General features: G+C 40.5%; 14 protein-coding genes and 1 pseudogene. 13 read left to right on the forward strand and 2 right to left on the reverse strand.

What is annotated here, in order from left to right; translation table 11 throughout:
- Positions 1–259 precede the first annotated feature (259 nt).
- Entirely contained in the window at positions 260–682 is a 423-nt protein-coding gene (locus MKY17_RS10105) for a VOC family protein (RefSeq protein ID WP_339201814.1), read from the forward strand.
- A gap of 196 nt (positions 683–878) precedes the next feature.
- Here the strand turns inward: MKY17_RS10105 and MKY17_RS10110 are convergent, their stop codons facing one another.
- Positions 879–2,294, reverse strand: a complete 1,416-nt coding sequence (locus MKY17_RS10110; protein WP_311625160.1) for a sigma 54-interacting transcriptional regulator — start codon at positions 2,292–2,294, stop codon at positions 879–881.
- Between the two features lie 411 nt (positions 2,295–2,705).
- Here MKY17_RS10110 and MKY17_RS10115 point away from each other — a divergent pair, with 411 nt between their 5' ends.
- The 11 genes from MKY17_RS10115 to MKY17_RS10165 all read left to right on the forward strand — a co-directional run bounded on the left by MKY17_RS10115 (position 2,706) and on the right by MKY17_RS10165 (position 12,695).
- Complete coding sequence (locus MKY17_RS10115; RefSeq protein WP_339202354.1) at positions 2,706–3,947, forward strand: MFS transporter; 1,242 nt, start codon at positions 2,706–2,708, stop codon at positions 3,945–3,947.
- 110 nt (positions 3,948–4,057) lie between these two features.
- The gene (locus tag MKY17_RS10120) at positions 4,058–5,278 is read left to right on the forward strand and encodes a M20 family metallopeptidase (RefSeq protein WP_339201815.1); all 1,221 of its coding nucleotides are present in this window, start codon (positions 4,058–4,060) and stop codon (positions 5,276–5,278) included.
- A gap of 101 nt (positions 5,279–5,379) precedes the next feature.
- Complete coding sequence (locus MKY17_RS10125) at positions 5,380–7,023, forward strand: amidohydrolase (RefSeq protein WP_339201816.1); 1,644 nt, start codon at positions 5,380–5,382, stop codon at positions 7,021–7,023.
- Positions 7,024–7,432: 409 nt separating this feature from the next.
- Positions 7,433–8,761 carry a PTS sugar transporter subunit IIC gene (locus tag MKY17_RS10130; RefSeq protein ID WP_339201818.1) on the forward strand — a complete coding sequence of 443 codons (1,329 nt, stop codon included), beginning with the start codon at positions 7,433–7,435 and terminating at the stop codon, positions 8,759–8,761.
- Positions 8,754–9,050, forward strand: a complete 297-nt coding sequence (locus MKY17_RS10135) for a hypothetical protein (RefSeq protein WP_339201819.1) — start codon at positions 8,754–8,756, stop codon at positions 9,048–9,050. The genes MKY17_RS10130 and MKY17_RS10135 overlap by 8 nt, the downstream gene beginning before the upstream one ends.
- Positions 9,047–10,129, forward strand: coding sequence for a MupG family TIM beta-alpha barrel fold protein (locus MKY17_RS10140; RefSeq protein WP_144528477.1), 1,083 nt, complete (start codon positions 9,047–9,049; stop codon positions 10,127–10,129). Before MKY17_RS10135 ends, MKY17_RS10140 begins: the two co-directional genes overlap by 4 nt.
- Positions 10,130–10,159: 30 nt before the next feature.
- Positions 10,160–10,465: a PTS sugar transporter subunit IIB gene (locus tag MKY17_RS10145; RefSeq protein WP_063234623.1), complete on the forward strand. Its 306-nt coding sequence runs from the start codon at positions 10,160–10,162 to the stop codon at positions 10,463–10,465.
- 24 nt (positions 10,466–10,489) lie between these two features.
- Positions 10,490–10,816, forward strand: coding sequence for a PTS lactose/cellobiose transporter subunit IIA (locus tag MKY17_RS10150; protein WP_339201820.1), 327 nt, complete (start codon positions 10,490–10,492; stop codon positions 10,814–10,816).
- A 282-nt stretch (positions 10,817–11,098) separates the two neighbouring features.
- Positions 11,099–12,001, forward strand: coding sequence for an aldo/keto reductase family oxidoreductase (locus tag MKY17_RS10155; protein ID WP_339201821.1), 903 nt, complete (start codon positions 11,099–11,101; stop codon positions 11,999–12,001).
- A 110-nt stretch (positions 12,002–12,111) separates the two neighbouring features.
- On the forward strand, positions 12,112–12,360 hold the full coding sequence (locus tag MKY17_RS10160; RefSeq protein ID WP_144551067.1) for a hypothetical protein: 249 nt from the start codon (positions 12,112–12,114) through the stop codon (positions 12,358–12,360).
- 212 nt (positions 12,361–12,572) lie between these two features.
- Positions 12,573–12,695, forward strand: a complete 123-nt coding sequence (locus MKY17_RS10165; protein WP_260399764.1) for a hypothetical protein — start codon at positions 12,573–12,575, stop codon at positions 12,693–12,695.
- 70 nt (positions 12,696–12,765) lie between these two features.
- Here the strand turns inward: MKY17_RS10165 and MKY17_RS10170 are convergent.
- Positions 12,766–12,879, reverse strand: a pseudogene (locus tag MKY17_RS10170) (electron transfer flavoprotein subunit beta); the annotation flags it as partial.
- Between the two features lie 226 nt (positions 12,880–13,105).
- Between MKY17_RS10170 and MKY17_RS10175 the strand changes: the two are divergent.
- On the forward strand, positions 13,106–13,705 hold the full coding sequence (locus tag MKY17_RS10175) for a nucleotidyltransferase family protein (RefSeq protein ID WP_339201823.1): 600 nt from the start codon (positions 13,106–13,108) through the stop codon (positions 13,703–13,705).
- The last annotated feature ends 130 nt before the right edge of the window (positions 13,706–13,835 follow it).

Below are 13,835 nucleotides of genomic sequence, written 5' to 3' on the forward strand. Positions count from 1 at the left end.
TTAATGGATAAAGAGCGGTTAAAGTAGGTAGAGAGTTATTTTACACTTAAAATACCAATAAAATGGATTAGTAAAATTAATGGAAAAAAAGATGGGGAATGTTAAAATTAACCAAGTGTATAAAGGAGGGACTCATTTATTAGGACTCGTAAAATTTGATCATTTTAGATTGACAAAAAATTTGTTTACTTTGATCTGGTTTGAACTACATGCATTTGTAACCAATAGAAGGAGAAAGTAAGTAAGAAGGGGGGCAATCATGAAACCACGTATTACTGTAATTACATTAGGTGTGGATGATTTGGAAAAATCGCTGGAATTCTATCGGGAAGGCCTTGGATTTCAAACAGAAGGAATAGTGGGCAAAGAATTTGAGCATGGAGCCGTTGCCTTTTTCGACCTGCAAGAAGGCCTAAAGCTTGCCATTTGGAGTCGAAAGGATATAGCGCATGAGGCCAAGGTTCCTTTGTCTCCGAAAAGTCCTACTGAATTTACCCTTGGTCACAATGTAGGTAGTAAAGAGGAAGTGAATATTGTGTTGGAAAAAGCAAAAAAAGCTGGCGCGATCATAACCGATCCGGCACATGACACTTTCTGGGGAGGATACTCTGCACACTCTCAAGACCCTGATGGACACCTTTGGGAAGTCGTATGGAATCCGCAGTGGGATATTAAAGAATAATGAAAGCCTGGTTGCAGCGTCATCTCCAGAATAAGGAGAATGCAGAAAGCGAATGAGGTAAAAAATTGAAAAAAGCACTTTACCTAGGGGTTAAGTGCTTTTTTTTTTGCAACAAAGCATGACTTTTGGTTGGTCCCTCACACTGTCAAGGTTTCCTAACATTTTTATCAGTTACGGCGGCAACTACCGTTCCAGCTTATTTTTCTTCTTTTGTAATCGCATATTTCGCCAACCTGCGCATAAATAATGACTGAGTAACGCCCAGTGCTTTTGCCGCATCGCGGGTTGTTTTATGATGATGGAATGCTTGTGTGATCATTCTTTTTTCGACGCTTTCCAAAACTTCATGTAAAGAATTTCCTGCATTTAAAGAGGTAGAAACGTCTTCGCAGACTGAATCGATCAAGCGTTTTGGCAAATCCTGAATTGCAACTTCATTCTCTTTTGCCATAATGACAAGCTGCTCAATTATATTTTCCAATTCCCGTACATTTCCAGGCCAATGATAGTTTTGAAGCACTTCGACCACTTTTGTAGAAAGCACTCGTTTATGGTTATGCAAGTAATTAAACTTCTCCAAATTATACTGAAGGAGACAAAAGATGTCTTCCTTCCGCTCACGAAGCGAGGGTATGCGTATTGGTAAAATATGGAGGCGGTAATATAAATCAGCCCGGAATTTTCCTTCTTTGACCATATCCTCCAAATTACAGTTGGTAGCTACAATGATACGCACATCGGCTTTTACCGTTTGGGAAGCTCCAATCGGCATGTACGTTTTATTTTGCAGCAATTGAAGGAGTTTGGGTTGTAAAGAATGTGAGAGTTCGCCAATCTCGTCTAAGAAAAGGGTGCCTTTCTCCGCAAGTTTGACAAGTCCGGTTTTGCCGTTCGCATTTGCTCCGGTAAACGCTCCTTTTTGATAGCCGAACAGTTCGGATTCCAGGAGCAATTCCGGAATCGCTGCGCAATTAAGATGGATAAAAGGACGATCTTTCCGGTCACTCAGATGATGAATACGTTCCGCTATAAGCGTTTTTCCAACACCTGTTTCCCCTGTAATAAGAACGGTCGTTTCCACACAGGCAACTTTTTCAATTGTTTCCTTGAGCATATCATAGACCCGGCTTTGTCCGATAAAAAAAGGGACTTCTTTGGTCCGTACAAGTTTCGCTTTGAGTTTTTGTAATTCTTGTAAATAATACCGAAAAGCAGAATCCAATTCTTCAATTTTAATTTGAGAACTGTAACCGACAAAATCTGGAATATCATAACCCAATGTGACAGCATATTTTGGTTCATCATTCTTGTCCAATATGAGATGTCCTGTAATTACCCCTGTTCCTTCTCCACCTTGTTGAATGACGCTGACATTTTGTTTCTTATCTAAAACTATTTTTGCAACAGACGGCTTGAAGAACCCCTCTTTTTCCAATTGTGAGACGTTTTTTCCGATTAGCTCCTCTTTCTTTTTCCCAATCAGCTTACAGCTCATGTCGCTAACAAAAAGAATCATACCGTTCTTATCAGTTATATAAATAGGTTTATTCATGAAGTTCATGATTTTGAATAAATATTCCGGTTCGATGGTTAACATATTCTGATTCAGCACTTATCTCTCCTTTGATAACGGATGGATCCACCGTTTATTTTGAATCGAAAATAATTCAAAGTTCATCAATATTTTGAGTAACGTTGATTCAATTTCGATTCATTTGAATCGATTCATAAAAATTATACTCTAAATATTTAGAAGATTCACATAAAACAACCCGTTTACGTCCTTTTTTCATTGTAAAGTGATCTTTTTCTTGGCGTAAAACTTGCATAAACAATTTGATGTAAAGGAGGTAATGAGATCCATAAGAAAACAAAAAATAATGCACTTGAGTTAGTAAATTCGTAAAGAACTAAATTGAAGAACTGTCGTAAGAGGAAGTTGCCTTTTTACAGAAACTTGGTGCAAGCTGCAATCCATTATTTGCTGGGTATCATTAAGGGGAGGTTATGATTTGTGAAGCGTATGGCTGTTCAAGGGGACAACAGGAAGTTCATTTTGTCTCTCCTATTTGTGGGTTATATGGTTTCTTATATGGACCGATTAGTTATGAATCTTGCTTTGGTGCCGATAGGGCAAGAATTCCATCTTAGTCCGACTGCCACGGGAACAGTAATCAGCGTCTTCTTCTTGGCTTACGCCATCATGCAAATTCCGGCCGGCTGGCTGACAGATCAGTTGGGTTACCGAAGGGTGATTCTTTTTTCTATTTTTCTCTGGTCGTTTTTTACAGTTTTCACCGGTTTTACTTGGTCGTTTACCGCTTTGATCGTGATTCGTTTTTTGTTCGGAATTATGGAGGGGGGATATCCTGCTGCCAGCGCAAAAGCAATTTCTGAGTTTTTCCCTAAGAAAGAACGAGGTAAAGCACAGTCTATCTTAATGTCATCGAATAGCGTTGGCGGTCTAATTACGAGTCTTCTTGTGCCAACGCTCCTGATTTGGTTGGGCTGGAGAAACGTGTTCTTTGCTCTTGGAGCAGCAGGTGTCATTCTTGGAGTGCTGTTTTGGAAATACATTCGGAGTCCGATTCAATCTGAAGAAGCAAAAGAACAACAACCAGTAAACAAGGAATCCATGCTCTCTTTGTTGAAAACTCGTCAGACGTGGGCATTAGTCCTCACATGGTTTTCAATCAGCATTGCTTCGTGGGGAACGGTTTCATGGCTGCCCATGTATATGGTAACAGTACGTCACTTAGATTTGGTTTCCGCCGGAATGTTGACAGTTATTCCGACAATGGGCGCAACTCTGGGAACGGCAGCGGGTGGTTGGTTGCTGGTCAGATTTTCCGGTAGGGAGAAAATGTACTTTGTAATGAATGGGCTTTTTTACACAGCGTTATTATTTTTAGCACTCTTCGCACCTAATGTTGGAATGTTCTTTACCTATTTGACACTGGCATCAATCTTTTATGGTTTTGTGTTTAGTGCAGTATACGCACTTCCTCACAAATTGTTTGACAAGAGTGTGATTGGTTCCGCTATTGGAATTATGAGTCTAGGATCGATGATTGGTGGATTCATTGCACCGATCATGATGGGTGTACTCATCTCAGCATTAAAAGGTTCTTACGACGGTGCTTTCTGGTTCTTAATTGCGGCTGGTTTGTCCTCTGCGCTGTTCGGACTAACCATTCGAAACAGCAATCAAGTTTATCACGGGGACGTGGCTGATCAAATACAGACGAATGCCAAAGTAAAATAGTGGTCTTTGGCTAATGGGAATACTAATTTAGTAATGTGGAACGGAAATTTTAATCACGAATATCAGCAATCCGATGGATTAATGCTAGAACAAATAACGGGGTGGTAACGATGTTCAAAAAGTTATTTAGTAGACTTCAAGAGGTATATCCGGAGTTGGTTAGATTTCGCAGAGATCTTCATATGTATCCCGAACTATCCTTCCATGAGGTAAATACCCCAAAAAAGATCGCTGATGTATTAACCAACTTGGGATTGGAAGTAAGAACAGAAGTTGGCGGAAGAGGTGTAGTTGGACTCTTGAGAGGAGGGAAACCGGGCAAGACAGTAGCGCTACGGGCGGATTTCGATGCATTGCCGATATCAGACGAGAAAGACGTGGAATACAAGTCCCATATTCCTGGGGTGATGCATGCCTGTGGCCATGATGTTCATACAGCTGCCTTGATTGGAGTAGCCAAAGTATTAAGCGAAGTGAAGGATGAGCTCGAAGGAAATGTTGTCTTTATCCATCAGTTTGCGGAAGAGGTAATTCCAGGAGGAGCAAAGCCAATGATTGAAGATGGCTGTCTGGATGGAGTCGATGTCATTTATGGAGCCCATGTATCTTCCATTCTTCCGATTGGTATGGTTGCTGTTGGAGAGGGATATATAATGGCTGCCGGAGATACATTTGAAATTGAGATTTATGGGAAAGGCGGGCATGGAGCAGCTCCTCATTTGACGGTAGATCCAATTGTGGTGGGCAGCCAACTGGTGCTCACTTTGCAGCAAATCGTCAGCCGCCGCGTTGATCCATCTAAAACAGTTGTTGTCTCGGTTGGTTCTTTTCAAAGCGGACAGGCTTCTAATGTCATACCCGACACGGCCAAAATTACCGGAACGGTACGAACCTTCGAGGAAAGCGTTCAAGATTTGATAGAAAAAGCCATTGGGCAAATTGCAACATCCACCTGCGAAGCCGCAGGAGCCACTGTGAAATTTAAGTACGAGAGAGGATATCCCACTTTGTGGAATCATCCGGATGAAACAATAAAAGCGGACAAGTTAGCAAAAAATCTTCTGGGAGAGGAAAAAGTGATACAAATCCCGCCGTATACGTTAACAGGAATGGAAGATTTCGCCTTTTATCTGCAGAAGGTTCCTGGAACATTTTTCTATGTGGGAGGTGCGAATCCGGCGATGAATGCGATATACCCGCATCATCATCCGAAATTTGATGTAGATGAAGAGTCAATGTTGTACATCGGAAAAATGTTTATTGCATTGGTTTTTAATTATCTCTCAAACAGTATTATTGATGCTGATTCTATGACTCAAGTAGAAGCTTAGTAGAAATCAATTACGTTTTGTAGGCTGAATTGGCTGAAAAACTAGAACCCCACAAAGCATAGTCATTAGAACTTGTTTACAGAAAAATAAGAGGTGATCGTATGTTTGCTGATGTTGTATTTTTAAACGGACAAGTCATTACCGTCGATTCGGGCAATCGGATCGCAGAAGCAGTTGCCATTAAACGTAACCGAATAGAAGCTGTCGGAACAAACAAGGAAATCAAACGTTGGATTGGAGAAAGCACCAAAGTGATGGATTTGCAAGGTAGGACTCTACTGCCAGGATTTATAGATTCGCATTTGCATCTACTCGGTTATGGACTTACAAGGCTAGCGATTAATTGCAAAGACGCATCGATTCAATCCAATGCAGATATTATCGGTGAATTGAAACTGAAGGCGGAATCTACCCCTGAAGGAGGGTGGATCGTAGCAGTAGGTTACAACGAAATGTTCATGTTGGAAGGGCGGTACCTAACCCGCAATCAGCTGGATGAGGTGTCGACGGAACACCCGATTCTAATTGTGCGACAATGTGGCCACATTATGATTGCGAACAGTAATGTGTTGGAATTGACAGGTGTAAACGACCAATCGGTCGATCCGGAAGGTGGAGTGTTCGGTCGGGACGAGTCCGGGAGATTAAACGGGCTGCTAGTGGAAGCAGCCATGGATCCGGTAAAACGTGTCATGAATCCGACGGAAGAGGTCTTGGCCAGAGCGGCGGAAATCGCTTCGCGCGATTTCGTATCGTTAGGCATTACGACAATTCATGATGCGGGTGGGTACGAGCCGGTCAATCTTCGCATCCTACAGCAAGCGGTTCGTTCTGGTCGCTTAAAGGTTCGGGTGTATGCAATGGTCGTTCACGAGCCTAACTTTATCCGAATGAGAGAGACGTGCCTGTCCACTGGGTTCGGCGACGATCGATTTCGTATCGGTCCGGCGAAAATCTTTATAGACGGAGCCAGCACCGCGCCGACGCTTGCGACGCGTCAGCCATATGAGACGAATCCGGAAGACAGCGGCATTCTGTACTACACGCAAGAGAATATGAACGACGCGCTCATCGCAGCCCATCGAGATGGTTATCAAATTACGGCTCACGCCCAGGGCGATCGGGCGATCGAGATGTTGTTGAATACGTTCGAAGAAGCGCTTAGACAATATCCGCGACACAATCACAGACATCGAATCGAGCATGCCGGTTTGGCGATGCCCGATCTCATCGAGAGAATGGCTAAATTGGGCATAGTGACCGTTCCTAACCCGAACTTTTTCACTGAATTTGGAGATATATACATTAAGCACTTCGGCGCTCGCAGCGACTATTTTTACCCAATTGGAGCCTGTTTAAAAGCTGGCATTGTCGTAGCAGGAGCCTCGGATAGCCCCGTCTCGAACTGCAATCCGCTTATCGGCATTCATGGGGCGGTCAACCGACTGACACCTTCCGGCGCGGTCATTGGGGAAGAGCAGAAAATCTCCGTCATAGAAGGGATTAGGCTGTACACCTGGAACGGAGCCTACGCAAGCTTCGAGGAAGACCAAAAAGGAAGCATCGAGGTAGGGAAATTAGCAGATTTGATTGTGCTAAACAACCGAATATTGGATGTAACAATCGACAGTATTGATCAATTACGGGTTGAAATGACGATGATTGACGGGGAAATCGTTTACGAGCTGGGGAAATCTCCGGATGCAAATGATGCGTTGGAAGAAACCATTAATTTCATTATGTAAATATTCAACTACGCTATATCATTCTATTTTTAATGAAAAGTGTAAAGAAAATATATGAATTTGATACTAGGAAAAGAAAAAAATGAGCTCTAGACTAGGCTAGTCTAGGGCTACAGATTGTCATAAAAAATTCCTTTTAAAAAAATGTGATTTCAAAAAAGAAAGCAGGAAATGGACAGTGATCAATTTCCTGTTTTTTTTGGTGTTCTTGGGGAGCTACGAGAAGGGTTTTTACCTATTTTTATCAGCAATGGCTATAAAACTGCACTATGTATTCCTATGATTTAAAAGTTTGTAACATAAACCATATTTTCAATAAAAATATTGACATAATCAATATAACGTTATAATGTTTATTTATTGGAATTGTTTGTTTTTTCAGACTCTTATTCAAAAGGGGGAAAGGTTATTGAGTAGTTTTATGGGTTTACTCGAAATGAAAGTGCTTCCAGTCGCAAACAAAATTGGTTCACAAAGACATCTGCTGGCAATTAGGCACGGTGTTCTAGCAACACTTCCATTGACGATCATTGGATCATTCTTTGTTATTTTGTTGAATTTTCCGATTGATGGATATGACGAATGGATTGCACCTTATCGTGCCGCTTTGGATGTACCGTTTCGGTTTACAGTGGGAGCAATGGCTTTATATGCAGCTTTTGGGGTGGGGTCAGCGCTTGCAGGACATTATAAATTAGATCAACTCAGTGCAGGTCTTCTATCAGTCTTAGCTTTTCTGATTACATGTGTTGTGCCTACCCAAGTCATGGAATCCGTTCCAGGGGTGATAGAAGCGGGTCGCTGGTTACCTATCAGCTCTTTAAGCGCAGCCTCTTTATTCGGGGCAATCGTAACATCGCTGATTTCCGTTGAGATTTTTCATTTTTTGATTAAACGCGATATAAAAATCAAATTACCGGAAAGCGTTCCGCCAATGGTTTCGAATTCCTTTGCAGCCCTGATTCCAACATTGGTCGTGGTCCTTCTTTTCTGGGGCATTCGCTATGGTTTAGGCTTTGACATTAACTCGATCATCACTACTTTGGTGTCACCTCTCAAAAATTTATTGGTGGGTAATAGTTTAATAGGTGGTCTGCTTACAGTCTTTCTCATCGTTTTCTTTTGGTCGCTGGGTATTCATGGACCGGCAATATTGGGTCCGATCATACGGCCGATGTGGGATTCGGCGATTCTCGAGAATATGGATGCATTTGCAAGAACGGGTAATGCGGCGAATTTGCCCAATCTATTTACCGAACAATTCATTCAATGGTTCGTATGGATTGGCGGGGCGGGATCGACATTATCACTTGTTGTACTGTTCTTATTTTCAAAATCGAAGTATTTGAAAGAGCTGGGTAAACTGTCCTTTGTTCCAGGGATTTTTAATATTAACGAACCTATCATCTTTGGAGCGCCAATTGTCATGAACCCCATTTTAATGGTTCCGTTCATTGTTGCTCCCTTGGTAAATGTCATAGTTTCCTATACATTCTTTCAATTAGGGTTAATACCGATGATAATGGCTAAGCTGCCGTTTACGGTCTTTAGTCCCATCGCAGCTGTCATCAGTACAAATTGGACAATCATGGCCGGGGTTCTGGTTTTATTGAATTTCGTCATCTCTTTAATGATTTATTTTCCATTTTTCAAGATGTTCGAGAAGCAGCATTTACGTGATGAAAATAAAATAGAAGCTGGACCAGAAGAAAAGAAAGCGGGCATTAAATATGCTTGAAATAATATCCGCAACTCTATCATTTGTAGGGGCACAAATCATTTTTTTCCGAACACGGCTAGGTGAAAAATTAACACCCTGGAAATCGGTTGGCCTGTCTATTTTAATTATTAGCTTTTCTATCTTTCTGTTTACCGCAATGGGATCGACTTATTATTTAATTGTCATTGTACCAACGATTATTTGTTCTGTAATGGTATCCTCCCGCTACCGCGACTATTTAATGGGATTACAGGCTAGGCGGGATCAATGGAAAGAAAGTAGAAAAGGAGTGAATGATAGCTTATGAGAAGATTAGGTATTTCAATTTATCCGGAACACTCTACACCGGATAAAGACAAGCAATATATTAAACTTGCCCATAGTTATGGTTTTGAACGAATATTCACGTGTTTATTATCGGTTTCAAAACCATATGAAATTGTCATGGAAGAATATAAAGATATTATTTCTTATGCGAAAGCGCTACATATGGAAGTCATTCTTGATGTTGCTCCAGCTGTTTTCGACAAGTTTGATATTAGTTATGATGATTTAAGCTTTTTCGCAGAAATGGGAGCTGACGGTGTTCGTCTGGACCTTGGATTCGATGGCTTGAAAGAAGCTAAAATGACCTATAATCCCTATGGATTGAAAATCGAATTGAATATGAGTAATGATGTCGATTATTTATCGAACATTCTGACGCATCAGGGGAATAAAAATCAAATCATTGGCTGTCATAATTTCTATCCCCAAAAATTCACAGGTCTTCCTTACGACTTCTTCATCGCCTGCAGTAGACGTTTTAAAGAACATGGCATTCGTACAGCTGCATTTGTTACTTCACAAACTGGTGATATAGGTCCTTGGAGTATTAATGATGGATTATGCACATTAGAACAGCACCGTGAACTTTCAATTGATGTACAAGCCAAGCATCTATGGGCAACGGGTTTAATTGATGATGTCATCATTGGGAATGCTTACGCGAGTGAAGAGGAATTAAGAATGCTGGGAACCTTACAGCGTGACATGATCGAGTTGAAAGTGGAACTCCATTCGGATGCGTCACCAATTGAGCAAAAGGTTGTGTTGGATGAATTACACCTTCGCCGTGGTGATATCAGTGAGTATATGGTCCGTTCAGTGGAGGTCCGGAAAAAATATGCAAATGAAGATTTTGCAGTCCGGGAAAGTATCCCACAGCGCAAAGGGTCCGTTTTCATCGGCAATGATTCTTTTGGGAAATACAAAGGCGAACTTCAAGTCATCTTGAGGGATATGCCATTGGATGAACGAAAAAATGCAGTCGCCCATGTTGTACAAGAGGAACTTTTTTTGCTGGATTATATTAAACCATGGGGCACATTTAGATTGATTAAATAAACTGAACCTAAATTTTAAGGAGGAATAATGATGAATATACTATTATGCTGTTCTGCAGGAATGTCCACTAGTCTATTGGTTAATAAGATGGAGAAAGCGGCGGTGGAAGAAGGATTGAACGTGAAAATCCAGGCTGTTGCCACAATGGAAGTAAGAAACCATATAGATGAGGTCGATGTTATTCTTTTAGGACCTCAAGTTCGTTATTTACTTAATGATATAAAGAAAATAGGGGATGAAAAAGGAGTACCTGTAGATACGATAAATCCAATGCATTATGGATCATGTAATGGCAAGGAAGTATTGCGTACGGCCCTTCAATTAATTTCAAAATAACATTCTATCATAAGGAGTGGTAAAATGACGAAAACGAAAGAGGATCTATCAGAATTATCATTTCAATTAATTCTCCATAGCGGGAATGCCCGCAGTTGTGCAATGGAAGCCATCACCTTGCAAAAACAAGGTAAATCAAGCGATGCCCAGGATAAATTAAAGGAAGCAGAGCATGAGTTTGTTGCTGCACATAAAATCCAAACCGCATTGATTCAACAAGAAGTGAATGGTGAGAAATTCGATATTCCAATGCTCCTGATCCATGCTCAAGATCACTTGATGACATCCATGACAACAAAAGATTTAGCAATAGAAATCGTGGAATTACATGAGAAAATACAAAAGAACTAACAAAATTCAGGAGGTTGCTGCGGCAGCCTTTTTCTTATGGAACAAACGGGTGAAATTGCACGAATAAGGCGGCGATGCATTTCTTTAGCATAGGTTCATGAACCTATGCTCCGTGATGTTAAGGGTCACTCAAGATTAGGATTCTCCGAAATTTTAAATTATACTAATGTTCATGGCAGTAGCAAATGATTCTGACATAATTTAACGAAGGATAAACATGATGGAACGCAGAACAAAAAACTGATTAGCAAGATTAATCATGTTATAAAAGGGGAGAAAAACATGCAAAGAGTCAATCTAACTGAAGATTTTAGTCTTTCACGCATTGTACACGGTATGTGGAGGTTGGCAGATTGGAGATTTCCTACAGAGGAAATCCTATCTCTTATTGAACATGGAATGGAGCGGGGCATCACTACATATGATCACGCCGATATATATGGCAGCTATACGTGTGAGGAGATTTTTGGGAAAGCACTTTCATTAAAGCCATCTTTACGCGATAAAATGGAGATCGTTACGAAATGTGGCATAGTTCTTAAATCAGAAAACCGTCCTTCTCATAAAAGTCATCATTATGACACTAGTAAAACTCATATCATAAAGTCTGTTGAACAATCTCTTATGAATCTTAAAACGGATTATATTGATTTATTGCTTATCCATCGTCCGGATCCCCTGATGAACCCGGCGGAAACAGCTGAGGCGTTTAATCAATTAAAAGAATCAGGAAAGGTCCGTAACTTTGGTGTATCGAACTTCAAAAAACCGCAATGGGATATGCTTCAATCTTACCTTGAATATCCACTTGTGACGAATCAACTGGAACTTTCCGCATATAATCTTGAAAACTTCGAGGACGGAACGGTTAATATATGTCAACAAGCGGGAGTGGCTCCTATGGCATGGTCACCTCTTGCAGGAGGAAGCATCTTTGAGGAATCGAATGAAAAGGCTGCCCGATTAAGAAAAACGTTAGAAATCGTAAAAGAAGAAATCGGTGCTAACGGAATAGATGAAGTGATGTATGCATGGCTATTGAGACATCCTGCAAAAATCATTCCCATCGTTGGTTCCGGTAAGAAAGAACGACTGGACAGCGCCATTGATTCACTAAACCTAAGCATGAAAAAAGAGCAATGGTTCAATATTTTAACTAGCTCGATGGGACATGATATCCCGTAATGAACTGTACCGTTTAACAAGAAACCTTGCCTTCATTAATGGGGACCTCCGTGAAGAGGTCCCCATTCTTAAATTGCAAACAATGACGAGATGGACTTTCACTTTTCAAAATGAACTACCCAGGCTCTGGGCTTGGGGCCATCCAGTTAAATGGCACAGCCACGATGCTAATTGAAATAAAGGGACAAACTCAAACGCTCGGTCAGAAGCAAAACGGAATGCTTAAAGAAACAGCAAAGGTTCCAGTCATAGCGGTTCTTAATGGATTAGCAGACGGTTCCCTTGAAAACGCCGATCCTGCTGTCTATGATGCCATCCCAAGCACTGCCCTAGGGGTAAGCCCTGGGGATAAACATTAATTTTATCGGTTGCTGTGAAGCGGTTGATTTTTAAAGGATGTAACGTAAAAGGAGAGTTATCCATAGTGATTAACTCTCCTATTTGATGTTTTATATAGATTGTAGGGCTCTAGAGATTTAGGGGATACAGGGGCTCATTAAATTTTTGTTACATCTAAAATTCTATTAATTGTGGGTATTGAGTCGGTGCCTGTCACGCCTTGGATATGTATATGACTCAAGAAGTGGAGAATATTTATGCCGATTCCATGTCCGTCGAGATCACCCGCCAAAATAAGGATATTGGTTTCACTTTCATTTTAAAAATTTTCCTGCTTGTTTTTGAGGCGGCATGAAAATTTCTACTGTATTGGTTTTTGCATGAACCTCTTCTTCTCTAATTCAAGGTCATCTAAATCTATTATTTTCATCATATGGATTAATGATGTGTTCCGCACCACTGAAATCGATTGGACCGTCATTAAAAAACATTATTTCTTCCGTACCAAAGGTGCGTTTCATAATTACGAAAATATTCATTGTTAACCTCCATGAAAAATTATTTAAACCTCATTTAGATGCGTTACGCTGAAGCGTACCATAAGTAATATAATGAGGCTTTTACGCATATAAAGAAAAAAACACTATCCAGATTCTTTAATTAAAATTCAAAGCATAAACAATCAATGTCCATACAGCAAATCCTTACTCCGCTTGTGCTTTTATTGTGAGAATTAAGAAAAATGATAGGAAGAAGGTGACAAACATGGAAGCAATCGTCCTAGCCGCTGGATATTCCAGCCGAGCGAATGCATTTAAAATGACTTTGCCGATGGGGCAAATGAGCGTGTTGGAGCAAACGATCTCTAAATTTGAAGGATTATGCAGCAGGATCATCGTCGTAGCTGGATTTCAAGCGGAAATCATCCAAGAGGAAATTGCCAAAATCATCAGTAAAAATGCCTATTCATTTCAGATCAAGTTTGTTTATAATGACTACTTTAACCAGGGAATGTTTCATTCCATTCAAAAGGGCTGCAACGAAGTAAATGCCCCAACCTTCTTTATAACACCCGGAGATTGTCCGCTTGTAAAAAAAGAGACTGTTCAGCTACTAGCAAAACACAAAGGAAACGTGGTTATTCCCAGCTTTGACAATAAAGGCGGCCATCCCATTAAATTATCAATTGAAGTAAAACAGAAAATTCTCGAAACCAATCCAGAAAGTAATTTGCGTGTGGTCCTGGGCGGTTACGAAAAGCAATACATGAATGTAGATGATGCGGGAGTATTAATGGATGTTGATACACCGGAGGATTACCAAAAAGCCATTGATTATGATAAAGCTTTAAATTTCTCGAAGTAAAAATATAATTAAAAACTACGAAAATCTTGAATAGAAATGAATCATAAAAGATCATTCTCATTGATAAAATCGTAGGAAGAGGTTTCTATTCAGAATATGTCCCTTTAAAAAAATGAGTCGAAGGGTGTTG

It is taken from the genome of Peribacillus sp. FSL P2-0133 (assembly GCF_037975445.1).
Classification (GTDB): Bacteria; Bacillota; Bacilli; order Bacillales; family DSM-1321; genus Peribacillus; species Peribacillus simplex_E.